Below are 24807 nucleotides of genomic sequence, written 5' to 3' on the forward strand. Positions count from 1 at the left end.
CCCCCCCCCGTAGTATAAGCAGTATTGTAAATAGTATTATCTTGTGTGTTGTGAGTTGGATTAAAGTGTTGTAATGTGGTGGCAATATGATTCTAGCTTTGAGTTTATCTGCTAGGGCTGTGTATATTGGATTCCTATCAAATAAGATTCTGTGAATGATTTTTTCATTAAAGGTTTGTGGATTTTTAAAGTCTGGTGTATAGCCAAAGATTTTTTTTATGTCTGTATATGAAGTATTCTTCATCACTCATTTTTGATTCTTTCTTTGCTTGATAGTTTTTATACCAAGAAGTTTTTCTTATAAGTTTTCGTAATCCCATATATGTCCTTTTGTGTTAATTTGTGGTTTTTTATGAAGTGTGGGGTATTATAGCATAAATTAACTATCTTTGTTTGCATTATTGCACGATACAATGACGACAATAAATAAGATTTTTGGTATATTAAGAATGGTTGGTATTTTATTGGCATACCTACATATTAAGAAGAGAATCTAGCTATTAACATAAGATTCAGATTCCACAAACGACTACATATTTACTGATATTTTTATTATTCTAAAAACTAAGAGTATATTTTGATATGTTTTTATTTAACAAAAAGTTCCATATTTTGAAATACTTGTATAAAAATGCCTTGCTAGATTCTAAATAAAAAATTAAAAAGTATGCAAAAAAGAATTATTTGCATACGCAAATATTTACAAAATCAAGCTAGAATACAAAGTTTTTTATTGAAGTATAGATAAATAAAGCATTTGCAAAAGGAGCAAATTATGCAAAAAAGCATACAATCATGCATGCAGCTATGCTATGTTTTTTACACACAAGCAAGACATAGAAACACAAAAGCTAACCCAATGAAAGATTCTCGCTTATTTTTATTTATGATTTTGTGTGCAACTATGCTTGTAGCCTTTATAGGCTGTAAAGATTCCACACAACAAGCACAAGAAATCCCAGCCTTGCAAGTCCAAGTAAAAAATATAGAATCAAAAAATGTAGCCTTAAACTTTGAGTATCCAGCACGACTTAAAAGTATCCAAAGCGTCAATGTATATGCAAGGGTGCAAGGCACACTTTTAACAAAGAATTTCACTGAAGGTGATATTGTAGAAAAAGGGCAATTGCTCTTTAAGATTGATGCGGCACGCTATCAAGCAAGGGTGAATCAAGCAAAAGCACAATATCATTCCGCAGAGGCAAGCTTTGTAAAAGCAAATCGCGATTGGAAAAGAGTGGAAAGCCTGTATAAGCAAGGCGTATATACCATAGATCAATACGACACTTCAAGGGCAAACTACTTACAAGCACAAGCGAATCTAGCAAATACAAAAGCAGCCCTTGAAGATGCTAAGATTGATTTAGGCTATACTGATGTGGTAGCAAGTATTAGCGGTAGGGCTGGTATGCGAAAATATGATGTTGGGAATCTTGTCGGCACAAGCGGTCAAGATGTATTGACGACTATTACGCAGTTAAGCCCTATTTATGCGGAGTTTTCTATCCCCAGTAGAGATTACTACTTTATGAGAGGGTTGGAAGATAGTAGCATACAAGTTGAGTTTGTGTTAGGTAATGGCAAGGCTTATGGTAAAATGGGAAAACTAGATTTTATTGATAGTGTGCTAGATTCACAAACGGCTACAATCAAGGCAAGGGCGATTGTGGATAATGATGAGCATAAACTGATACCAAATGAATTTATGCGTGTAAGATTAAAAGGCTTTGAAGCACAAAATGCTATCACAATACCACAAAGCGCACTTTTACAAGATAAAGATGGAAGCTATGTATTTATCGCAAAGGACAATAAAGCAGAGATAGCAAGGGTAACGCTAGGGCAGAATCTGCCAAATAATGAAGTCTTAATCCTTGATGGGCTTAAAAATGGCGACTTGCTTATCATCAATCAATTATCAAAAATCCACCCAACTATGCCTGTTAATGCAACCGCACAAGATTCTAAAGATACAAAAAGCATGAGTTTTATGCAGCATAATATAGAATCTACTTCCACTTATTATGTTAAACATAGCAGAATATCCAAGATAGAATCTCAACAAGATATTTCGCCTTTTTCAAAGGCTCAATATGACAAGTATATAGAATCTAGTAAAGCAGATTCTATATACGGATAAAAGGGGGATTTGATGTCAAAGTTTTGTATCAATCGCCCCATTTTTGCTATGGTTTTATCCATAGTGCTGACGCTTGTTGGTGCGATTTCTATCTATATTTTACCGGTGGAGGAATATCCCCAAGTTGTGCCAAATGAAATTGTCGTGCAGGCAACATACACAGGTGCTAGTGCTGAGGTTGTTGCAAACACTGTGGCAAGCGTGCTAGAAGATAGCATTAATGGTGTTGAGGGCATGCTGTATATGAAGTCTTCATCATCATCGAGTGGGGTTGTAAGCATAAGTGTATATTTTAGCAATGACACAAATGCAGATATGGCAATGGTAAATGTCAATAACCGCGTGCAGTCCTCACTCTCAAGGCTTCCTGCAGAGGTGCAAAGAGTAGGTGTAAATGTTTATAAAAAATCTTCGACACTACTTGCTATCTATGCTATGTATTCTGATAATGCAATCCATGATTCTACCTATGTGGCAAACTACGCCTTACTCAATGTTGTAAATGAGCTAAAAAGAGTGCCGGGCGTGGGTGATGTCATCGTTTTTAGCAATCGTGATTATTCTATGAGAATCTGGCTTGACATTGATAAACTCTCACAAAATAATCTCTCACCAAGCGAAGTAGCACAAGTAATCTCTGAGCAAAACTCACAATTTGCAGTGGGTTCATTTGGTGCAGAACCTTTAAATGATAAAGTAGCTTTTACCTATTCTGTAAGCACACATGGAAGATTTATTAGTGCGAATGAATTTGGTAATATTATTATTAGATCAAATGCCGATGGTAGCGCTTTGCGTCTAAAAGATGTGGCAAAAATAGAGCTTGGAGCAAAAGATTATAGCGTTACCCCACTATTTAAAGGTAAAGAATCTGTTGGCTTTGGTATATCAGCCCAGCCGGGTGCAAATGCACTTGATGTGGCAAATGGCGTTGCAAAAAAACTAGAAGAGTTAGCAGAAAATTTTCCAAATGGAATGCAGTATAATAATGTGTATGATACGACTACATTTGTTAAAATCTCAATCAAAGAAGTGATTAAAACATTCGCGGAAGCCATTGTGCTTGTTATTATTATCATGTATTTCTTTTTACAAAATTTCCGTGCAACCATTATCCCAGTTATTGCTATCCCTGTGTCTATTGTAGGGGCATTTGCAGGAATGTATGCATTAGGATTCTCAATCAATCTTTTAACACTTTTTGGACTAATACTAGCCATTGGTATCGTTGTTGATGATGCTATTATTGTGATTGAAAATGTAGAGAGAATCTTGCATACAGAGACAAATGAAAATGGAGAAAAATATTCAGTAAAAGAGGCGACACTAAAGGCTATGAGCGAGATTCAAGGACCTGTTGTAGCTATTGTGTTGGTGCTTTGTTCTGTATTTATCCCAGTAGCTTTTATTGGTGGATTTACGGGAGCAATTTATAAGCAGTTTGCAATTACTATTGTTATTTCTGTGGTTATTTCTGGCTTTGTTGCATTGACACTAACCCCTGCTTTATGTGTGTCTATTTTAAAAGCAAAAGAGCCTAAGCCCTTTTATCTTGTGAAGAGATTTAATGATGTATTTGATTGGCTTACTTTTAAGTTTGGAAAACAAATTGCAAGGGCTTTAAGAAGAGGTGGGCTTTTATCTCTTTGTTTTATTGCAATCATTGGCGTTACTTGGGGATTATTTAAGAGGCTGCCAACAAGTCTTGTGCCAAGCGAAGATAAAGGCATTGTAATATCTTCGTTGCAGCTACCACCTGCTGCCTCACTCTCACGCACAATTGTAGAGGGTAAAAAAGCCCTATCTTTCTTAGAGCAAGATCCAAATATTGATTATAGCTTTTTAATTGCAGGGTATGATATGCTTGCTGGCGCAGCAAGGACAAGTGGGGCTATCATCTTTACAACATTGAAAGACTGGAGCAAGAGAGACCAGAGTGCAGCGAGTATTGTAGGTAAATTCTATGTCTTATTAAATAAACAACTTGAAGCAAATGCTATTGTATTTGGCGCACCTGCAATCAGTGGTTTATCCCTTGCAGGTGGGTTTGAAATCTATGTGCAGGATAGAAATAATGGCACAATACAAGACCTTGAGAAATACACAAATCTCATTGTTGCAAAGGCAAATCAAAGACCAGAGCTTACACGCGTAAATAGCATGTTTAATCCAAATATTCCGCAATACTTCATCACCCTTGATAGAGAAAAGGCAAAGTCTATGGGTGTGAATGTAAGCGATGTTTTCACAACTATGCAAAGCGTTTTTGGGCAATATTATGTCAATGACTTTAACCTTTATGGGAAAACATATCAGGTGAATATCCAAGCTGAAAGCGAATTTAGAAAATCACCAGAAGATTTAAGTCGCGTATTTGTAAAATCAAATAAGGGTGATCTAGTCCCAGTGAGTTCTTTAGTGGAGTTTGAACGCGTTACAGGGGCAGATATTGTAGATAGATTCAATCTCTTTATGAGTGCGAAAATCACAGGACAAGCAAAGGGAGATTACTCAAGTGGCGATGCTTTAAGGGCTATTGAAGAAGTAGCAAAAGAGGTATTACCGCAGGGCTATACAATAGCCTATTCAGGCTCAAGCTATCAAGAAAAAAATGCAAGTGGCACAGGGGCTATTGCCTTTGTGTTTGGACTTATTTTTGTATTTCTCATTCTATGTGCGCAATATGAGCGGTGGCTTATGCCTTTATCGGTGCTTACGGCAGTGCCTTTTGCAGTTTTTGGTGCAGTCCTTGCGACCACTTTGCGTGGGCTTGATAATGATATATATTTTCAAATCGGGCTTGTTATGCTTATCGCTTTATCGGCTAAAAATGCAATCTTAATTGTGGAGTTCGCACAGCATTTACATGAAAGAGAAGGAAAGGGCATTATAGAATCTGCCATAGGTGCGGCAAAGCTTAGATTTCGCCCCATCATTATGACTTCTTTAGCATTTAGTATTGGCGTATTGCCTCTAGCTTTAAGTAGTGGGGCTGGAAGTGCAAGCAGACATGCTATCGGCACAGGTGTTATTGGTGGTATGATGGCAGCAACTTTTATCGCCATATTTTTCATTCCGCTTTTTTGGAGTTATGTAGCAAGACTAAATGAATGGCTTAATAAGAGAAAAGAGCAAGAAAATTAAATAAGATTCCGCCATATTCTATGTGGCTTAATTAGATTCCATTTGTTCTATACTTATGCTAATGCAACTTTCCGCATGTATTTTTAGAATCTAGATTGCATGATAGAACTTACCACCTTAAATGCAGGAATAAACATTTTATGATGGTTCTCGTATCACTCAAAGCGATTTTTTATATTACCAATTGGGATATTATCCTTTGTTTGTGTGATATGCACATCGTAATAGCCCGGTCCGCTATATTCACCATCATTTATGAGAATCTCACCATCAATATCCTTTGCCCATCTCATATCTCTTGCACTATAAAAATGTGGGCTTAACGCACTTTTGCCTTCAATAATGCAGGGGATATGCGTATCTAGCATGGCAGAAAAATGTTGCTTATCAATCTTTGCTAGAATCTTTTTTACTTTATTAATGCGTTGTGTGCGTATTTTTCGCGGGATTTCTTCTAGTTTTCCAGCTTTTGTGTCCTCTTCTTTTGAGTATTCAAACACATTTAATCTATCAAAGCGAAAAGATTCTAAAAACTCACAAAGAGCGTTAAAATCATCTTCAGTTTCTGTTGGATAGCCTACAATCACACTGCTACGCACAAAGCTATTTGGGATTTTTTTCATATATTCAAGTAGTTTTATCATGTCTTTATGGCTTCTTTGCATGTGTGAAAGCACGGATTTTGCACTATGTTGTATCGGCATGTCATAGTAGTTTTGAAAAATCTGTGAATTTGCAATGCCATCTAGCAGCGCTATATCCGTTGAGCTTGGGTATAGATAAAGGATTCTCGCACTCTTAATCGCCCCTTGTGCGTCTATAGCATTAATCAGCTTTAAAAGCCCATCATTCACGCCCTTATCACGCAAAAATGAGCTTGTATCCTGTGCGATAAAGCTTATATCCTTATAGCCTTGTTTTGCTAGAGATTCCACTTCATTCAGTATGGAATCTATGCTTCTGCTTTGTAGCTTACCCTTAAAGTTAGGGATAGCACAAAATGAGCATTGCTGATTGCAACCTTCGCTGATTTTCACATAAGCATGGATTTGTGAGCCTGTAATCACTCGCTTTTCATCTTTTTGGAGATATACGCTATCATTTATAACCCCCCTTTTTTCTGCGATCATCGTATCTATTTTGTCATAATCGCTTACACCCGTGAGAATGTCAATCTCTGGAATCATCTCTTTAATCTCTTTTGCATAGCGTGCTACAAGACAGCCACTAGCCACTAGCAATGCCCCCTTTTTACGCCCCTCTAATGCTTCAAATATATGCCCTAAACTCTCTTTTTTCGCTGCCTCGATAAAACCGCAAGTATTGATTATAATCACATCGGCACTGCCTAAATCCTGCGTGATTTCATAATCTTGCAATTTACCTAACATAACTTCAGAATCTACAAGATTCTTAGAACACCCAAGTGAGACTACATGGAGTTTTTTCATAATTGCTATTCCTTTTATATCAGCTTGTTTTGTCTATTTGTCGTATAAAGTAAAGAAGAGTTTATAGCAAAACTTTATGAGATATGGCAAATATGAATGGCTTATGTAGCGACTCTATGCTTTGCTTATAGAATCTATTTTGCCATATAATCAATAGCTAAAAAATTAAACTCAATTTCAGAGTCTTTATATAGCCTTTTAAATTTTTAGATTCTATACAATGCAAATAACATGATCCTAAAATTTGGATTCAAAATCACATATCACTTACATTCAACTAAAATATATATAATAATAGTAATGGATATTATATTTTATATAATAATAAAATTTTATGCTATTATTATAATTAAATTTTGGTGCAAATACCTAAACATTGCTTGGTGTATAAAGCTGTATTTTTGTGTAAATGTCATAAAACTTGAAAGGATAATTTAATGATGAAACATAAGGGAATATTTGGAATCTTTGTAGCATGTGCTTGGCTCAATGTTGCGTATGCGATAAACACAGAAGATAACAACACTCTTGATAAGGAGAAATCATCTGCAAAAAGCTATAAGTTAAACAAAGTGATTGCCACTGTTAGCACAGCCACCGGTTTTGAACAGGAACTAAAGAATGCTCCAGCGTCCATGTCTATTATAACTAATAAAGACTTGCAAGGTCGTCCCATTCGTGATTTAGGCGATGCAATCTCACAAATACCCGGAGTTAGCATTGATGCAGGGGCAACAAATACTGGCGGATACTCTGTGTCTATACGCGGTATGCCAAGTAGCTATACATTATTCCTTGTTGATGGCACAAGGCAAGATGTAAGCAGTGAAGCATTTCCAAACTTTAGCTTTTCTCAAGGCTCATTTATGCCGCCTATTAGTGCAATTGATAGAATTGAAGTGATAAGAGGTCCTGCATCAGTAATTTATGGCAGTGATGCTATTGGCGGCGTTGTTAATGTTATCTTGAAAAGACACTTTGAAAAATGGGTGGGTAATGCAACCATAGAAACGACACTTCAAGAGAAAAATAATTTTGGGCATGTTGCAGGCGTTATGTTATTTAGTGCGGGTCCGCTTGATTCTGCAAAGAAGTGGTCTTTGCAAATTAGGGCAAAAGAATCCTATCAGTTTGCACCAAAAACTTTTGTTGTGCCTATACCAAATAGTCAAACAACACTCACAGGCAATAGCTCAATCATTGGTGCAGGTGAGAATAATCAAGCACAAGTTGGCACAAGGCTTGGCTACACTATGAATGAAAATAATTACTTTTATGTTGATGCAGCACATTTTAATCAATGGTATGATTCAAATGTATTTGAAAATTCATTTTTTACACGCAATAATTTGATTGCACGACATCAAGGCAGTTATGGGGAAAAGGGGCTTATACGCACAGATTCTAGTATGCAATATAACTCCATGTATAATCAAACTAGAAATCGTCTAGCACAAGATGTCATACTAGAACATAGGACAATTTTTCCATTTTGGCGTATGAAGATTATAGCAGGAGCTCAATATGCGTATAATAGTGTTGCAGCAATCAATGGCACTGCATTTGGCGGAGATACACCATCGCTTATAGATAGACATACACTAAGTATTTATGCTGAAGATGAATATATGATACTCGATGATTTAATATTGACATTTGGCGGACGAATGAATGTCAATTCTGCATTCGGGTTTAACTTCTCTCCAAGAGCATATCTCATTTACCATGCGATAGAAAATGAAACATTTGGCGATCTCACTATTAAGGGTGGCGTATCTACAGGTTACAAAATGCCAACTATTACAAATGTAACACCCGGGTGGAGTTCTAGCACAGGAAAAGGTGCTATTAGGGTATATGGAAATCCAGATTTAAAGCCAGAATCTTCTATTAACTATGAACTTGCGGTTATGCATGACACAGATTATAGCGATATATCTGCTACCGCTTTTTTTACTCAGTTTTATGACAAAATTGCAAGTTATGCGGTTGAAAAAGATGGGAGTTTGCCCGCAGGATTCACATGTATGGCTGACTGGGGTGGTAACGGCACTGTTGCCAACCCATCATGTCAAAGCTATTATAATGTTGATAGTGCAATAAGCTATGGAATAGAGCTTGCCTTGCAATTAAAACCGATTGATATAGTGTATGGTGATATTGGTGCTACATTGTCATACACTTGGAATAAAAATGAAGCTACTTCTGGAAATAGCAAAGGCTTACCACTTACAGGGATACCTGAACACACACTAAATATGGCGATAAATTATAACTACAATGATATATTTGGTGCATTTTTACGCGGTGAATTTCGTGCAAACCAACTTCGCATGAATGTATTAGGCAGAACGAGTTCTAAAGATGCACTAGAAATTTTCTATAATAATAATCCGGGCTTAAGCATATATTATAAACCATATTTTCTTTTGCATCTAGGTGGCAATTATAATATCACTAATAATCTAAGGCTTAATTTTGGAATCTATAATCTTTTGGATCATAACTTTATTGATTATTATCTTGCTAAAAGTAGTTCTAGTGGAAGTGCAACTACTACTGCTTATAATAACTATGCAACAATTTATGAGGGTAGAAGATATTATATGTCTGTAAGTATGGATTTTTAACTGAGTATGATTTTATTTTGCAATATCACTACCACATACTAGAAAATAAAATAAGGGATAACATGCAGATATGTGAAAGATGATTGCAGATAGTATTACAGAATCTTAAATAAAACAAAAAAGTCGTTTCAATGTGCATTTGGTTTGCATACACAGATTGCTTTAAACTAAATTTTAGAATCTTTATATAACTTTTTAAGCTTTTAGATTCTATAATTCGTGTTTTTATTTTCATAGACTTAATCCCCTACATATTTTAATCATAATAAAGAAGGTAATATGGAAACTTTAGATATTGTGTTAGTTATATTTTTATTGCTGGTTGTTATTGTCGGTTTGGGTGGTTATATTTTCTTTGCGTATAAGAATAAATAAGGAGCAATAATGTTAGTGCATATATGTTGCAGTGTCGATAGTCATTATTTTCTAAGTGAGCTTCACAAAGCATATCCAGATGAGAATCTAGTAGGCTTTTTCTATAATCCTAATATTCACCCAAAAGAAGAGCATGATTTGCGATTGCAAGATGTAAGGCGAAGTTGCAATATGCTTAATATCAAACTTATAGAGGGTGAGTATGATACACAGGTTTGGTTTGAAAATGTAAGGGGTTTAGAAGATGAACCAGAAAAGGGTGATAGGTGTAATGTATGCTTTGATACAAGGCTTGTAAAGACAGCACAACTTGCAAAAGAAATGCAGATTCAAAAATTTACCACAACACTTTTAAGTAGCCCCATGAAAGAACAGCAAGTCCTTTATAAGCAGGGCGATATAATTGCGGCAAAAAATGATTTAGAGTTTATTAAGATAAATGTTAGAGCAAATGGCGGGGTAAATAAGCAAAATGAGCTTGCAAAAGAATATAGGCTATATAGACAGAATTATTGTGGTTGTCAGTTTGCCCTAAAACAGCAAAGAAGCAAACAGGATAAAGTTGTATTTGAGATGATGAGTAATGTTAGCGGACAGATTATGCCAGCAAGTAATGAATACAGAAAGCTAACATTTAATCAAAGGGATATACTAGAAAAAGAGGGAAAAGGCTATGTTTTAACACAGCAAGAAAACCTTGTATGGCGACTTTTACTCGGCAGAGTTTGGCATAAAAAAGAGGTTATCCCATCATACATCATTGCAAGATCTAACTCAAAAAAGAGAGCAAAAAGCAGTAAAATAACATGGGCAAAACCAAAGATTGAATCTTTTTATCAAATCTTTCAAACACAATTAAAAGACCTTTCAAACAAAGAAAAAGTTAGCTTTTTAACCCAAAAAGAAGAGCGATATAAGCTAGATTCTAAGCTACTCATTGGCTTTTCACAAAAAGATGATAGTATGTTTATAGACATAAATACTTTGAATTTTTTCTTTAACATAGATTATAAGAATGTAGCCGATATGATAAAAAATCCGCCAAAATACACACAGGAAATGCACTTAAGATATGGTTTGTGTGGTATGGAGAGTATGAATCCTATTGTTATCCTTGACACGCAGATTCCACACGATATTACTTTAGAGATACAAAGCGTATTTCAAAATGAGCGTAATTTTGTAGTATTTGAAGAAATGTGATATTTTTGTATCAAAATGCTACATTGATGGTATTTTATGTGTATAAACTTAATTTTGCATTATTGCTTTCGTGTTATAATCCGATTTTACACTTTTACATAAAAAATATTGAATGAGGAATAATATGGCAAGCGCGGATATGTATAATCTCAATCCACAAGATATCGCACATGATTTTCAAGCAGTCCCGCAGGATACTGACTTTTATGCTGAGATTGGTGAAAAATTTATCGCCCCATTACTCTCTGGGAGTGCATATCATGTCGCTATAAAAGAGTTTAATCCACTTGCAAAAAGCCCGCTTTTAACGCGTTATAATGAGTTTGGATTGACGCAAGAACTTCAAAAAGGCTATCGCAATGAATACAATATTGTATTTTATCCTTATGTTGTAAGTTTTGATTTTCATTACAATAATGTATATTTGGATAATCTTCGCACACTTTTTGCACAGCTTTCAAATAAAACTTATTGTTCTAATGAGGCTATACGGAATCTAAAGGATTTGCGTCATTTCGATATGTCGTGCGTGGCATTTGGCGATTTTGATTTAGAATATATAGAACGCGAAGGTTGGTATGGAATTAAACATTTTTACCTTGATAATTTTCAAGCCATACCACTTGAATACTCCCGCCTACTCGCACAAAAATTGCATCGCCTTTCATCTTATTTGTATTTTTCTTTCACAGATTCTACACAAGAGCATATTGTTGGCGTGTATTCAGATTTTAGGGATTACAGCCTTGAGTGTTATAATACAAAAATGGAGAGAAAGATTAGCCGCTTACTCGCAAATACAAAACGCACAACCTTTGCAACCTATCAAGTTGAGCCATTAAGCCCTATGGCTTTGTCATATCGTTTGCGATCATTCTTCCTTGTGCGTGAGAAGGCAGAAGAAAATAGCTATGCTTTCATTATATTTCTAAGTGAAGAAGAGATAAGCCGCATTACAAATATCCGCGCGTATGCTAAGGCAGAGTAATTTTCTTTCGCTATAAATGAATATTTAGATTCTAAAGATAATTTTACTCACTTGTGCTTTGATGATAAATAAGTGGAATCTAAACAATCACAGATTCAATAAAAACACATGGAGAAAATAGGGATTTACAAACTATCAAAAAAATGGCAACAACTGCCAACCTTACCCCACGCCACCATCATGCTGCATTGTGATAAAAAAGAGTTGGTGCGTCATCTTTAGCTTTTCTAGCGTTGCTACCAATGCTGCATAACTTGCGTCCATATCATTTTTACCTTTCTCTTTTGCATTTTTTTCAATGTTAGTGAGATTTGTATAGAGTTCGCGTATAGTCGGCAGGGCTTGTGGATTTGGCTTTCTACGCACGGAATAATAGCCAATAATCTCGCCATTTGCATTAAACGAGGGTGTTACATTTGCATATACCCAATACTCTAAGCCCTCTTTGTTTCTATTAAGCACAAAGGCATTAATCTCTTTGCCACTTCTTATCGTATCCCATAATACTTTGAAAATAATGCGTGGCATGAGTGGATGTCGTATGATATTGTGATTATGCCCGATGAGTTCTTCTTCATCATAACCGCTAAATGCTATAAAATCAAAATTCGCATAGGTGATATAACCGCGTAAATCCGTTTTTGAAGTGATAAGACTGCTTTCATGTAAAATAAGCTCATTACCATTTCTCTCTATTTCCAAAGCTTATCCTTTTTATTTTATTTAGATAATTATAACGAATATGAAGTAAAATATACCTTACGACTCTATTTAATAAGGGCTATTTTTGCAAGATACAATGCCGCAAAACTTTTTTGCAATCGCTTCTAAACCACCAAATATTTCAAGTCTTAGTTTTGCTAATATGCTTAAAAAAGGTTTGAAAGGGCTGGGCTATCCTGTTAAAAAGATAGGATTCTCTGGCACACTTGACCCATTCGCACATGGTATGCTAATACTTGGTGTAAATCACTACACAAAGCTATTATCACACATTAGGAAAGACTATAAGACATATAAAGCCGTGCTATTTTTAGGTTTAGAGAGTAAAAGCCTTGATATTGAAAATATCGTATGTCTTCATCAAATACAACCATATAGCCGTGAAGAGATAGAAAAAGCAATACAAAACATACAAGGCAGTATATCCTATAAACCACCAAAATTTAGTGCAAAGCATATTAATGGTGTGCGTGCTTATGAGCTTATGAGAAAGGGTATAGACTTTGATATAGATACGATTACAACAGATATAAAGTATATAAAGATTCTAAGCTATTCACATCCTTTTTTAAGCTTTGAAATATGTGTGAGTGAGGGTGGATATATCCGCAGTATAGGGGAGATTATCGCTAAGAATCTAGGGGTATGTGGGAGTTTATGTAGCTTAGAGAGAGTGCAAGAGGGAGAGTGGAATTATAAAAATATGCTTAAAGATTCTATGACGCATAAACAAGATAATGTTTTAGGGTGCATAGAAGTGCCATTGCAAATACAAGGGATACGCCAAAATGCAAAAGTTATAATTTTAAATATAAAAAATGCCTTAAAATATGATACAATTCAGCTTACAGAATATGCAAAAGTCGCATATAATGGTGCAAAGTTTATACTTAATCCCTCTTTGTGTGCAAAGATTTTTAGTGATATGGTGTGTGTGGCAGATTCTAAGAAAGATTCTAAACAACACACGCAGCAATCGCAAAATATACAAGCAACTCATTTAGAATTAGGGTGTCATAACAAGGAAGTTTGCCCAGATACCATGTGTAAAGATTCTGTAAGCAAGATATTGTTTGCAGATTTTGACACACATTTTGGAATCATTGAAGTATTTCAAGATGGCAAGGTAAAATATATTTTAAATAGGATTGATAAATGTTGATTTTGTCCAGAAAACAAGAAGAGAGTGTCGTTATTGGAAATGATATTATTCTTAAGGTGGTAAGCATTGATAAAGGCAGCGTGAAGCTAGGGTTTGAAGCACCACCAAAAACACTTATTTTGCGTGCAGAACTCACTGAAGCTATTAAAAGTGAAAACACAAAAGCTACAAGTGATTCTGTAAGTATGGATATGCTAGATGCACTTGGTATGCAATTGAAACTCAAAAGATCAAAAGAAATGAATGCAAAAGATAAGTTTAAAAAAGAGCAAAATGGTAAGAAGTAGGATCGCTAGAGTAGATTTATGGTGCCTTTTAGATATTGTAATATAAGTGTGAGTCAGTGTTTTTACACTTGGTGTCAATAGCTTTAGTTTGTTTGCAATATTTTGCTCATGATATTTGTGATAAAATATGAAAATTTAGTGAGTCTATATTTTCTGTTGAGGTCATTTTGACAAAAAGTATAAACTTAGAGAGATTTATGTTTGTCTAGACAATTCTTTTTTGGCACTTATTTTAAGTTTAGCTACTATCTTGATTCTAGACTACTTGAATCGTCATGCCATACACAATAAGACAGAGAGCGTCAAAGTTGGATTTTTGTTTTTTTTATTGCTTTGTCTGTTGTGTATAGTTTTTGGATGCTTAAAAATTGCAGAATGAATCATAGTGCCAAATCGCGACTATCAAAACACATAAAAGACTTTTAATCTAGGCTTTTTAGCTATTTAGGCAAAGGTTTATAGAAACTAAATTACTTGATAGATTCATATTTTCACATATAACATGTATTTCATTTTTCTTCATATTTACTATTATGGATTAAGGGATATAAAATCTGTTATAATTGCATGTTTCAATTAATATTAAATTAAAAAAATATAAAGGCATAAAGTGGGAGAACTCTTCAGTCTAACAACACTATGGCGGGTTTTAGATGGCGTTGGTGTTTTGCTGTTTGTAGCATTGATTAGCATTATTTTTTCAGTTGTTGGTGGGCTTATTATGGGGCGACTTATGATTGTAAAAAGTAAGATTACGCAGTATATTTGTAGATTCTTTTTAGAATCTGTGCGGATTGTGCCGCTTATCGCATGGCTTTTTATTATCTATTATGGCATACCTAGTAGCTTTGACTTACATATCAGTGCGACTACTTGCGGGATTATTGTCTTTAGTATGTGGGGGATTGCTGAGATGGGTGATTTAGTCCGTGCAAGTATCCTTAATATACCAAAGCATCAAAGAGAATCTGCTCTTGCACTAGGATTTAGCACATGGCAGATTGAATATGACATAATTATCCCTCAAGCCCTAAAAGCCCTTATGCCCTCAAGCATAAATCTCTTTGGCAGAATCATTAAAACCACTTCGCTTTTACCACTTATTGGCGTTGTGGAGCTTTTAAAAGTAGGACAGCAGTTGATTGAGGTTGTTGGGCGACATGATACAAGTGTTAATTTTATCGTGTATGGGGCAATACTGCTTATTTATTTTATGCTTTGCTATCCATTTTCTTATATTGGAAACTATCTTGAGAAAAAATTTATCACGCAATAATCCTTGCTTAAATAAACAAAAAAGCCTAAATACAATAGCCATGTATTTAGTAAGATTCTATCAATATGCCATTTCGCCTTTACTTGGGGCTAATTGTCGTTTTTATCCATCGTGTTCTTCGTATGCTTTATTGCTTTTGCGATTTGATAATGTTGTTATTGCAAATGTAAAGATTCTTTTAAGAATCTTGCGTTGTAATCCTTTTTTTCATGGTGGGTTTGATTTTCCAAGTGTGTATCTAAGCCAAAGGGCATTTGAAAATATAAAGTTATATCAAACTAGTTTAGCAAAACCTTATATCAAATCTATACCAAAAACGACATATTTTTTTGTAGATTCACATTCTTATTTGCTTAAATTGAAAAAATTTTATATAATTTCGATTCATTTATAAAATATTAAGGGTTTTTAGTGGATAAACAAAGTAATTTAAGGCTGATTTTAGCGGTTGCCATTTCATTTGCAGTTATTGTGATATGGTCAAAGTTTTTTGCACCAGAACCACCGATAAAAGAGCCACAAGCAGCAAATCAAGTAACAGATTCTAGTGTTAAAAGTGAAAACGAGGTGATCCCACAAAGTGCGATAAATACAAATGCAAATATAATTGTACCGCCTTCATCAACAAATACTAGTAATACTATGAAAGGGATTCCAACTTCTGTGCCACAAATAAAAGAAAATCTCGTGCGTATAGAATCACAAGATTTTGATATGGATATTGATGTATCAGGTGCAATTACACAAGTTTATCTCAAGGCGGATAAATACACCCAGCCACATCAAGAGGGCATTTTTACACATATAGGGCGACTTTTTGGTATGGTGAGCGGTGAGAATAAAAAGCTTGATAGACTGCCTTTATTAGCCGATAATGTGCCGCTTTATCCATTGCAAATGATTTTTACTGATGAGAATTATAGAAAAAAATCAAGTGAGATAAAATATAGCACAGACAGATTGCATATCGTGCTTACAGATAAAGCAGAAACTCTTACTTTAACGCAGGATTTAGGCGATTTAGTGGTAAAGAAGATTATCACTATCGAGCCAAATATGACCTATAAAGTCCAAATAGAATTAAGCAAACAGACACAATATCTAATCAGTAATGGTATGCGTCCAAATGCAGATTCTGAAAGCTATGTATTCCATGGTGTAGTATTACAAAAAAATAATGGCTCGATTGAAAAAATAGAAGATGGAGACGCAAAAAATGAGGGAGAAAACTTTGATGATGCACTCTATGTAGCAAGTGTAGATAGATATTATACAAGCCTTTTATTTAATATTGATAAGCCGCTTTCACTTAGCATTGGTGCTTTTAGCAAGGGACTGCCCACCCCTTTCATTAATGTAAGCAGTGCTAATGAAGTATTGCATGGCTATATAGGACCAAAAGATTATAGAGTTTTAGAATCTATTAATCCGCATTTAACAAGCGTTGTAGAATATGGCAGAATCACTTTCTTTGCAAAATATATTTTTGCATTGCTTGATTTCTTATATCAATATATTGGCAATTGGGGTGTTGCCATCATTGTTTTAACAATCATTATACGCATTATCCTATTCCCATTAAGCTTTAAGGGCATGGTGGGTATGCAAAAGCTAAAAGAGTTAGCCCCAAAAATGAAAGACTTACAAGCAAAATATAAAGGCGATCCGCAGAAATTGCAAGCTTCAATGATGGAGCTCTATAAAAAACATGGTGCAAATCCACTTGGTGGCTGTTTACCGCTTGTATTACAAATCCCTGTGTTTTTTGCTATTTATCGCGTTTTGTATAATGCAGTTGAGCTTAAAAACGCACCGCTTATGTGGTGGATACACGACTTAAGTGTTATGGATCCTTATTTTGTATTGCCTTTGCTTATGGGACTTTCTATGTATTTACAACAAGCCCTTACGCCCACAACTTTTACAGACCCTATGCAAGAAAAAGTGTTTAAATGGCTACCTGTTATTTTTACATTCTTTTTAATCACCTTTCCAGCAGGGCTTATACTTTATTGGACGATTAATAACCTTATTTCTATTATCCAGCAACTTGCTATTAATAAAATGCTAGAATCTAAAAGGCAAAAAGAGATTGAAGAGCATACTCACAAAAAACATACACATAAAACAAAAAATAGGCAATAATATGTTACAATATGGTAAATGAAATAACAAATATTAAGGAATTTATAAATGAAAAGATTTAGTGCAAACACGCTTGATGCTGCATTGATGGAAGCTACAAAGCATTTTGACTGCTCATTGACACAAATAGAATATGAAGTTATCCAGAATCCAAGTAGTGGATTTCTAGGATTTTTGAAAAAAGAAGCAATCATTGTCGCCACAAAAAAACATAATATCAATACCGCAAATATAGAATCTACAAAGCCACTTGAAACAAATATAGATAGTATGAATAGCGCAACTTCACTCAACACCGAAACAACACAAGACACAAAAGAATCTTCTATAACAATTTCTGCAATAGATTCTAAAGATTCTAAAATCAATACCAGCGACAATAGCTTATCAAATAATAAACATATTGAAAACATGGAAAGCAATAATCAAACAGACTTGAATGCCAAAGAATACACAAGTAAAGAAAGTAAAGATAGCGATGAAAGTGATGAAACACCGACAAATCACGCTTACATAGCCAAAGATTTACAGACAAATAAAGACAATAACACTAAAGCTTATGCAAATGAGTCTAAAGCCGACACGCTAAATAAGGGACCACAAGAGAGTAAAGCCCAAGAGTTTAAAATAAGAGAAAGCCAAATATTAGAATCTCAAATAACAAAACCCAAAACGACAGACACCAAAGCAGCAGAATCTAGCATAACAGATTCTAAGCCCACACAAACTCATGCAAACACAAAAGAAATAAAGCAAAATACTTCCATACCACATAAAAAGTCTATTGATGAGAGAGTGCAAGGCGATTTTGATTCTACATTTTATGATAAAGATTCTAATGTAGCGTGGCAGGATAGCACACAAAGTAATGCAGAGCAAAAAAAGGATATAGAATCTATTTGTAAAGAAGTCCAAGATGAGCTTACTGAACTGCTTTCTTACTTGCCACTAAAGCTTAATAAAATCCATGTAGAACCTTATGATGATCATACGCTTTTCATTCTTATTGATGGGCTTGATGCAGCTTTACTCATCGGGCAGAAAGGCTATCGTTACAAGTCTCTTAGCTATTTGCTTTTTAACTGGATTCATACTTGTTATGGTTTGGGTGTGCGACTTGAGATAGCGCAATTTCTAAAGAATCAAGAAGAGATGATGAGAGCTTACCTTGGTCCCATCATTGAAAATGCAAAAGTAAATGGTAAAGCACAGACAAAGCCACTAGATGGTGTCCTAACACATATTGCATTAAAAATGTTACGCGATGCCCTGCCAAATAAATATATTGTTTTTAGAGAAAATGCCGATGGGGAAAAATATATCAGCATTAGCGAATTTATAAGCAACAATAATATGCGAAACAATATACATGGCTTTGGGAATCTTCCTAAATATTAATGAATACAATTGTAGCTATATCTAGTGCGCTTGCAAAAAGTGCTATTAGCATTATCCGCCTTAGCGGAGATGAAGCCTTGCGTATTGCTTCAAAATTGCTTAAAAAAGACGCTTTAGAAAATCTATTAATCCCCAGAAAAGCCACACTTCATAGAATCTATAATGAAAAAGGCGAAATGTTAGATAAAGCCATTGTGATTTATTTTAAATCCCCAAAAAGTTTTACAGGTGAAGATATTGTGGAGTTTCAAAGTCATGGTGGGATTTTAGTAGCAAATGAGATTCTAAAAGCATGTTTAGCCTTTGGTGCGACTTTGGCTAAAGCTGGTGAATTTAGTATGCGAGCATTGCGTAATAATAAGCTTGATTTAGTAGAGTTGGAAGCAACACTTGCCCTAATAAACAACACAAATACAAACCTAACAAAGCTTTTAACAAGAAACATAGATGGCAAACTAAGTGAAATGTTAGAATCTGTGCGACAAGAGATATTAAACATTATCGCACAAATTGAAGTGAATATCGATTATAGTGAAGAGGACTTAGACAAAGATATATTATCTAAAAGCGTTTCTACCCTGCTTTCAATACAAGCGAGATTCCAAGCTATACTTGATTCAAGCAAACATTATCAAAAATTACAAGATATAAAGCTTTGTATCATAGGAAAACCAAATGTTGGCAAAAGCTCTTTGCTTAATCTCTTATTAATGCAGGATAGGGCGATTGTAAGCGATATAGCTGGGACGACAAGGGATACCATTACAGCCATGCTTGATATTTGTGGGAATCTCGTCTCACTCACTGATACTGCCGGCATACACACAAGCACAGATTCTATTGAAATGCAAGGTATAGAAAAAAGTATGAAGAGTGCAAGAGAGAGTGAGATAATCCTTTGTGTGTTTGATATTTCAAAACCTATGAGTAAGGAAGATTTCGAAATACTAGACTTTTTAAAAAGCGAATGCAGTAACAAATCTGTTTTAATCGTATTAAATAAAAATGATTTAGCTAGGCAAAACACCCATGATTTTACACCCTTTCAAACGATCATTCTCAATACAAAAGATGAGAATAATGCAAGACTATTAAAAGAGAAAATTGCCAACTTTTTAACTATGGAGATTGATAATAATACCTTTGTGCTGACAAATGCCACACAAAGCAATCTTTTAGAATCTGCGTACAAAAATCTTAGCGTTGCAAAGGAATTGCTTATGAATGGATCACTAGAACTTGCAAGTTTTGAATTACACCAAAGTTTGCAATCACTAGGCTCTATGACAAAGCCCTATGATGTAGAAGATATGCTAGATTCTATGTTTTCACAATTTTGCGTTGGTAAGTGATATTATACACACCTAATATGGAATCTAGAATACATATTTATTTCTTTATCAAAGAGCATATACCCCCATTTTGTTTGTTTCTTTTGTTCTTGGTAATATTGTTTCTGTTCTTCTTTATTTGGAATAGAATCTTGATTGTAGTAGGCTTTGAGATGGATTTGTATATGTTTTAAAGATTCTGTGGCTTCTTGGTCTGCTATTGTATTTGTATCAAAATTATATGTGCGTGTTCGTAGGCATATTGTATTTGCGTTGTTATGTGGGCAGTTTTCTTGTTGTGGTGTTTTACTTTCTTTAGATTCTATTTCTTTTATTTCTGCATATATGCTACTTACTAAAAGTTTATCTTGATAGGGGAATTCTAGTGTATGGAATCTATCTTTGCAAGATTCTCTAATGCAAGAAGCTAAGGTTTTTGGAGTGCTTTTATAATGTGGGTGTTCTATTTCTACTTTAAATCTATGAATCTTTTTAAGCTTTTCTATATCATCTAAGATTATCTTTCCGCTTTGACTTTTTTCATTAAAAAGGATATCTCCATTGGGTGCGATGACTTCTATTTTAGCATTCTCTATAAGATTACAATGGACATCTCTTACTTGTATGTATATAGGCCTTGTGTTAAAACTTGACATATTATACTTATATCCTTTGTGTTCTATTCCAACTCTATCTTATGTAGTATTATACTTTTTCTTAGTTTTTATTTTTTAATCAATCTTTCCTATTTATCCCTATTCCGCTTTAATCTCTCCACCTTTAACTACAAGTCCTTTAGAATCTATGACTACTTCTACTCCACCAGCTTTGAGGATTATTGTATCACTTGTTGCGTGAATGGTGGTTTCATTAATCTTTAAATTAATAGTATTACCTACATTGATAGAATAATCATTTGTTGCTTCTGATACAATATTATCAGCTATAAAAGTAGCATTTTCATCTGTTTCAAGTCCCATAGAGGCATTAGATGTAAATAAGAGATTCCCTTTAGTTCTAAGTGTAGTTTCATTAGTAGATTCTATATTGATACTATCTTCAACTTGCAAATGATATTCTTTACCTACCACCTCCCTCTTATTCCCCCCTACATTCCTACTCTCATCTTGTTTGATACTTGTATTGAGATTCCCCCCTATCTCCACCTCCTTATCCCCTCCTACATATTCACTACTATCCTTTGCTACTCTTAGTTTATTGCTTGCTCCTATGTTAAGAGTATGACTTAATCCTACAATAGCATTCGCACAAAAATTCATTGATAAAGGCGCAAAAGAGCTTCTTGAACGAGCAGCACAAATGGCATTTATATAAAAAATGCAACATCTTAATAATGTTACGATTTTAAATAGAACTTAACTTTTCCCCAAAAAATCTTTTGCTTTTAAGCAAAATCGGGGGGGGGGGGCTAAAATTAAGGTTGCGTTTGACGCAAATATACAATAAAGGTGGTTTCAATGAAAACAATAGGAAAATGCGTAGCAAGTTTAGCTTTGGTTTTAGCTCTTGTAGTTTCTGTGGGAGTGGCTGAAGAGAGTGGGTTGTTTATCGGTATCGGCACAGGGTATGGACAAAGCGAAATAAAAACTGATAGCACAAAAACAAAGCTTGATGGACTAAGCTTTGAAAGCATTGCTGGATACAAATCATTTTTCACTCCCGCTTTTGGTATGCGCTATTATATCAACTTTGCTTATTCAAATGCGGAAGCAAAGAAAGATCCAAAGCCAAAGGTTATAATGAATTATGGGGTAAATGCAGATATGCTTTATAATGTAGTGGCAAGCCAAAGTGTGAATCTCGGCGCATTTGTGGGTGTTGGCGTTGGTGCAAATACTTGGGCAGCCAAAGATAATGTAGATTTTAAAGTCAAAACAGGCTTTAATGTCGCACTTAATGCTGGGTTAAGAAGTCAATTTGGCAAACATCACGGCATAGAAGTTGTAGCTCGTGTGCCTTTTATCTCTACGACATTGGAAAATCATAGGGTAACAGGCGAAAAACAAACAGGCTCACATACTTATAATGTCGGAGCGCGCTATATTTTAAGCTTTTAAGAATCTAAAGAGTTTTAGGTGGGGGGGGGGGGGCTTACCTCCACCCTTAAATCACTCCTATCATACTTCTGTGGTGCTTATACCATATTTTTCTTCAAGCTTTTTGCCAAAATTCGTGCCAAAGCCTTCACAAAAGCGCATTAGAAGTATTTTGAGTGAGGGGATTAAAGCTTTCATTCCCTTTGTTTATCTGCTCTGTATTCATTAAAGAAGTAACACTTTCTTTTAAATGCTTTGCACTCTCTTTTTTAATGGCATTATCATTAGAATTAAAGTTATTCTCTAATAAAGCTTCATTAGTAAGAACTTGCTCCATTTCTATAATAATAAAATCTCTTAAATTCTCTTTATTCTCCTTAAGATTTGAGGAGAAGTTTAAACGCACCCATTCATTTAAAGTTAAATCATAGATATTACTCTGTGCGCTAAGACTTTGCTCTAGCACTCTTAATCTCTTTTCTTTTAAAGTAAGGGGAGTTTTTAAATCACTCTTTTGAGTAAAAGAGAATTCACCAACATAGTGATGCTCATTAAAAGAGTGCATTAAAGAATCTTGCTCTACTTCTTGTTGTAAGGAATCACTCTTTAGGCTTAAACTTTGCAGTGCAAAAGGATTTAAAGCATTCTCACTACTTTGGCTAAAGTGATGAACTCTTAACGATTGAAGCTTTTTGACACTAGAAATGCAAGGTTCATTTAAAGTGTTATTCACATTAGGATTAAAAGTAAGTTCTCTACTAGAGTGTCTTTGTGCTGTGTCATAAAAGCAAATACTTCCTGCAACATCACAAAAGTATATGCCATTATTATGGGCTAATCTCGTTATAAAGTCTAAATCACTCTCTTGATATTGGCTAATGAGTTCTAACTTTGGATAAGTTAAAGTAATAGCAGAGAAATCCAAAGGTTTAATTAAATCGTGTGTGTAAAAGTTGAGTGTAGAATGTATGACTTCTATAACACTTTTATTGGTATAGATTCTATTTGCTTTATTTAAAGACATTCTATAAAGAGAAGAGCAAAGAGTAAGCTTAAAGAAATGCTTATGGTTTAAAGAGGGAGTAAGATTGCCTCTATGAAAAACATTTGCACTACTTTGAGTATTTAATCCTAGATACTCTACAAAAGAGAGAACCCCTTGATATTCTTTTACTTTCTCTAAAGAACTTAAAGAGGTGATAGAATCTTTATTTTCTTTATGCTTATTTTTACTCTTTATATTATCCTTTAAAGACTTTAAAGCAGGATTGTTTGTAAAATCTAAAGTCTTAGAAGTATTATGTGTTTGAGGGTAGGGATTACTGATTCTAAAGGTTGCTTGCTTGTTAATTAAAGCATTGGGGTGAAAGTTTAAAGTGCTCTCCTTATGTGGGAAAGAGTTAAAAGTGTTCCCTTGGTCTTTCCTTGAAGAGTTGAAAAAGTCTAAAGTAAAAGGATTCTCTTCTAAACTTTCTATATATCCTTCACACTCAATTCTCCATAAGGATTCTAAACTCTCTTTAATATGGGCTTTAGTGATAGTAAAGGAGAGGGAATCTATACTCAGTTGTAGATAAGACATTGGTATCCTTTATATTAAGTGGGAGGGGTGGGGGAGTGGTCTAGCATTTATAGAAAGTTCCCTTGATTGAAAGCTTGGGTATCAGAGTAACCATAATCGCTATATTTACAAACATAAGGGGAGTGTCCCCCTATTATAGTAGTCAGTTTTTATGTCGTTGAGTTCTCTAAGGTTAAAAAGACTTTCTAGTCTATCTTTGCTCATCCCCTTTACACATTACATCTCCGAATGCTAGTCCTGCTCCTAAAGCCATAATGGCTAATCCTGTCAAAATTTTAGTTTTCATTGTTTAGCTCCTTTTATGTAAGCTTCCATTTTAGATTTTTCAATCTTATATCTCCAAATATATTCTGTTATATTTCGTTTCCACGCTTGACAAATAGCATCATTTGTGACTACGTCTAACAGGTATATATCTCTATGGTATGAAAACTTCTCATCTGCTTCAATTTTTTTAAGAGCTCTCTCTAGCAACTTCTGTTGTAACTCTACTCTCTCACACATCTCTTTTATCAGTACTTCTGCAGCTAGTGATGAAATGTACTCCTCCTCTGTTAAATAGATTTTAGATTTAGTCTCCATACAACCACCAATAAGTGCTCCTATTGATATAGCAACTAAGAGAGTTGTTATAAATACTATTGTTTTCATTGTGTTACTCCCTTTCTTTGTATATTGCCTCTGATATAGTGGCAGACATTTCGTTATGCTTGTCCTCAGATTCAAGTTTGTAACGCTCATAGCCACCACCTATGTAATAAATGCGTATCTCAAGCTTATCGTCATTATAAGATACTGATGTAACATTCTCTAGGTTTATATCGTCCTTACTGCTTTTTCTGTATATTCTTACAAATTTCATTGTCTCTCCCAATAAGCCTTTAAAAATGTGGAATCTTTAGTTTTTACCATTTG

The 24807-nt window shown here is 34.7% G+C and carries 20 protein-coding genes and 1 pseudogene; 13 read left to right on the forward strand and 8 right to left on the reverse strand.

What is annotated here, in order from left to right:
- Positions 1–244, reverse strand: a pseudogene (locus T368_RS13480) (hypothetical protein); the annotation flags it as partial.
- A 531-nt stretch (positions 245–775) separates the two neighbouring features.
- Between T368_RS13480 and T368_RS13485 the strand changes: the two are divergent.
- Together T368_RS13485 and T368_RS0106765 are read left to right on the forward strand one after the other, a co-directional pair.
- Positions 776–2140, forward strand: a complete 1365-nt coding sequence (locus T368_RS13485; protein WP_004087630.1) for an efflux RND transporter periplasmic adaptor subunit — start codon at positions 776–778, stop codon at positions 2138–2140.
- Between the two features lie 12 nt (positions 2141–2152).
- Complete coding sequence (locus T368_RS0106765; protein ID WP_004087632.1) at positions 2153–5284, forward strand: efflux RND transporter permease subunit; 3132 nt, start codon at positions 2153–2155, stop codon at positions 5282–5284.
- Between the two features lie 155 nt (positions 5285–5439).
- Here the strand turns inward: T368_RS0106765 and rimO are convergent, their stop codons facing one another.
- Positions 5440–6735 carry a 30S ribosomal protein S12 methylthiotransferase RimO gene (gene rimO / locus T368_RS0106770; protein WP_004087634.1) on the reverse strand — a complete coding sequence of 432 codons (1296 nt, stop codon included), beginning with the start codon at positions 6733–6735 and terminating at the stop codon, positions 5440–5442.
- A 437-nt stretch (positions 6736–7172) separates the two neighbouring features.
- Here rimO and T368_RS0106775 point away from each other — a divergent pair, with 437 nt between their 5' ends.
- From T368_RS0106775 to T368_RS0106785, 3 genes are all read left to right on the forward strand, one after another.
- On the forward strand, positions 7173–9365 hold the full coding sequence (locus T368_RS0106775) for a TonB-dependent receptor domain-containing protein (protein WP_230455646.1): 2193 nt from the start codon (positions 7173–7175) through the stop codon (positions 9363–9365).
- A 384-nt stretch (positions 9366–9749) separates the two neighbouring features.
- A complete protein-coding gene (locus tag T368_RS0106780) occupies positions 9750–10943 on the forward strand; it encodes an epoxyqueuosine reductase QueH (RefSeq protein WP_004087640.1) in 1194 nt (397 codons plus the stop codon).
- A 124-nt stretch (positions 10944–11067) separates the two neighbouring features.
- Positions 11068–11931 carry a hypothetical protein gene (locus tag T368_RS0106785; protein ID WP_004087642.1) on the forward strand — a complete coding sequence of 288 codons (864 nt, stop codon included), beginning with the start codon at positions 11068–11070 and terminating at the stop codon, positions 11929–11931.
- Positions 11932–12093: 162 nt separating this feature from the next.
- On the opposite strand, the gene T368_RS0106790 is transcribed toward T368_RS0106785, so the two are convergent.
- Positions 12094–12633, reverse strand: a complete 540-nt coding sequence (locus tag T368_RS0106790) for a PAS domain-containing protein (RefSeq protein WP_004087644.1) — start codon at positions 12631–12633, stop codon at positions 12094–12096.
- An 85-nt stretch (positions 12634–12718) separates the two neighbouring features.
- Between T368_RS0106790 and T368_RS13490 the strand changes: the two genes are divergently transcribed.
- The 7 genes from T368_RS13490 (at position 12719) to mnmE (ending at position 20274) form a co-directional block, all read left to right on the forward strand.
- Positions 12719–13816: a pseudouridine synthase family protein gene (locus T368_RS13490; protein ID WP_004087645.1), complete on the forward strand. Its 1098-nt coding sequence runs from the start codon at positions 12719–12721 to the stop codon at positions 13814–13816.
- Positions 13810–14103, forward strand: a complete 294-nt coding sequence (locus T368_RS0106800) for a carbon storage regulator (RefSeq protein WP_004087647.1) — start codon at positions 13810–13812, stop codon at positions 14101–14103. Before T368_RS13490 ends, T368_RS0106800 begins: the two co-directional genes overlap by 7 nt.
- A gap of 610 nt (positions 14104–14713) precedes the next feature.
- On the forward strand, positions 14714–15379 hold the full coding sequence (locus tag T368_RS0106805; RefSeq protein ID WP_004087649.1) for an amino acid ABC transporter permease: 666 nt from the start codon (positions 14714–14716) through the stop codon (positions 15377–15379).
- Positions 15354–15773 (forward strand): membrane protein insertion efficiency factor YidD, encoded by a 420-nt coding sequence (gene yidD, locus T368_RS14550; protein ID WP_004087651.1) that lies wholly within the window; start codon positions 15354–15356, stop codon positions 15771–15773. Before T368_RS0106805 ends, yidD begins: the two co-directional genes overlap by 26 nt.
- Before the next feature lie 17 nt (positions 15774–15790).
- The gene (gene yidC / locus T368_RS0106815; protein WP_004087653.1) at positions 15791–17524 is read left to right on the forward strand and encodes a membrane protein insertase YidC; all 1734 of its coding nucleotides are present in this window, start codon (positions 15791–15793) and stop codon (positions 17522–17524) included.
- A 48-nt stretch (positions 17525–17572) separates the two neighbouring features.
- Complete coding sequence (locus T368_RS14555) at positions 17573–18922, forward strand: Jag N-terminal domain-containing protein (protein WP_004087655.1); 1350 nt, start codon at positions 17573–17575, stop codon at positions 18920–18922.
- Positions 18922–20274 (forward strand): tRNA uridine-5-carboxymethylaminomethyl(34) synthesis GTPase MnmE, encoded by a 1353-nt coding sequence (gene mnmE, locus T368_RS0106825; protein ID WP_004087657.1) that lies wholly within the window; start codon positions 18922–18924, stop codon positions 20272–20274. The genes T368_RS14555 and mnmE overlap by 1 nt, the downstream gene beginning before the upstream one ends.
- Positions 20275–20276: 2 nt before the next feature.
- Here mnmE and T368_RS16340 read toward each other — a convergent pair whose 3' ends face one another.
- Both T368_RS16340 and T368_RS13510 read right to left on the reverse strand, forming a co-directional pair.
- Positions 20277–20909: a hypothetical protein gene (locus tag T368_RS16340; protein ID WP_004087658.1), complete on the reverse strand. Its 633-nt coding sequence runs from the start codon at positions 20907–20909 to the stop codon at positions 20277–20279.
- 99 nt (positions 20910–21008) lie between these two features.
- The gene (locus tag T368_RS13510; RefSeq protein ID WP_004087659.1) at positions 21009–21533 is read right to left on the reverse strand and encodes a bacteriophage T4 gp5 trimerisation domain-containing protein; all 525 of its coding nucleotides are present in this window, start codon (positions 21531–21533) and stop codon (positions 21009–21011) included.
- Positions 21534–21731: 198 nt separating this feature from the next.
- Between T368_RS13510 and T368_RS13515 the strand changes: the two genes are divergently transcribed.
- The gene (locus T368_RS13515; protein ID WP_004087660.1) at positions 21732–22331 is read left to right on the forward strand and encodes an outer membrane beta-barrel protein; all 600 of its coding nucleotides are present in this window, start codon (positions 21732–21734) and stop codon (positions 22329–22331) included.
- A gap of 127 nt (positions 22332–22458) precedes the next feature.
- Here T368_RS13515 and T368_RS13520 read toward each other — a convergent pair whose 3' ends face one another.
- The 3 genes from T368_RS13520 to T368_RS0106850 form a co-directional block, all read right to left on the reverse strand.
- The gene (locus T368_RS13520; protein ID WP_004087661.1) at positions 22459–23892 is read right to left on the reverse strand and encodes a contractile injection system protein, VgrG/Pvc8 family; all 1434 of its coding nucleotides are present in this window, start codon (positions 23890–23892) and stop codon (positions 22459–22461) included.
- Between the two features lie 282 nt (positions 23893–24174).
- Positions 24175–24543, reverse strand: a complete 369-nt coding sequence (locus T368_RS0106845) for a hypothetical protein (RefSeq protein WP_004087665.1) — start codon at positions 24541–24543, stop codon at positions 24175–24177.
- A gap of 4 nt (positions 24544–24547) precedes the next feature.
- Complete coding sequence (locus T368_RS0106850) at positions 24548–24754, reverse strand: hypothetical protein (protein ID WP_004087666.1); 207 nt, start codon at positions 24752–24754, stop codon at positions 24548–24550.
- Between the last annotated feature and the right edge of the window lie 53 nt (positions 24755–24807).

The organism is Helicobacter bilis ATCC 51630, from assembly GCF_000686565.1.
In the GTDB taxonomy this organism is placed as follows: domain Bacteria; phylum Campylobacterota; class Campylobacteria; order Campylobacterales; family Helicobacteraceae; genus Helicobacter_A; species Helicobacter_A bilis.

Excerpts from the sequence above, each read along its gene's own strand:
- T368_RS13510 (WP_004087659.1), bottom strand. The coding sequence starts at position 21,533 with ATGAATTTTTGTGCGAATGCTATTGTAGGATTAAGTCATACTCTTAAC.
- T368_RS0106775 (WP_230455646.1), top strand. The coding sequence starts at position 7,173 with ATGATGAAACATAAGGGAATATTTGGAATCTTTGTAGCATGTGCTTGG.
- mnmE (WP_004087657.1), top strand. The coding sequence starts at position 18,922 with ATGAATACAATTGTAGCTATATCTAGTGCGCTTGCAAAAAGTGCTATT.
- T368_RS0106845 (WP_004087665.1), bottom strand. The coding sequence starts at position 24,543 with ATGAAAACAATAGTATTTATAACAACTCTCTTAGTTGCTATATCAATA.
- T368_RS13515 (WP_004087660.1), top strand. The coding sequence starts at position 21,732 with ATGAAAACAATAGGAAAATGCGTAGCAAGTTTAGCTTTGGTTTTAGCT.
- T368_RS16340 (WP_004087658.1), bottom strand. The coding sequence starts at position 20,909 with ATGTCAAGTTTTAACACAAGGCCTATATACATACAAGTAAGAGATGTC.
- T368_RS0106780 (WP_004087640.1), top strand. The coding sequence starts at position 9,750 with ATGTTAGTGCATATATGTTGCAGTGTCGATAGTCATTATTTTCTAAGT.
- T368_RS0106785 (WP_004087642.1), top strand. The coding sequence starts at position 11,068 with ATGGCAAGCGCGGATATGTATAATCTCAATCCACAAGATATCGCACAT.
- T368_RS0106850 (WP_004087666.1), bottom strand. The coding sequence starts at position 24,754 with ATGAAATTTGTAAGAATATACAGAAAAAGCAGTAAGGACGATATAAAC.
- T368_RS13485 (WP_004087630.1), top strand. The coding sequence starts at position 776 with ATGCAAAAAAGCATACAATCATGCATGCAGCTATGCTATGTTTTTTAC.
- T368_RS14555 (WP_004087655.1), top strand. The coding sequence starts at position 17,573 with ATGAAAAGATTTAGTGCAAACACGCTTGATGCTGCATTGATGGAAGCT.
- T368_RS0106800 (WP_004087647.1), top strand. The coding sequence starts at position 13,810 with ATGTTGATTTTGTCCAGAAAACAAGAAGAGAGTGTCGTTATTGGAAAT.
- T368_RS0106765 (WP_004087632.1), top strand. The coding sequence starts at position 2,153 with ATGTCAAAGTTTTGTATCAATCGCCCCATTTTTGCTATGGTTTTATCC.
- rimO (WP_004087634.1), bottom strand. The coding sequence starts at position 6,735 with ATGAAAAAACTCCATGTAGTCTCACTTGGGTGTTCTAAGAATCTTGTA.
- T368_RS13520 (WP_004087661.1), bottom strand. The coding sequence starts at position 23,892 with ATGTCTTATCTACAACTGAGTATAGATTCCCTCTCCTTTACTATCACT.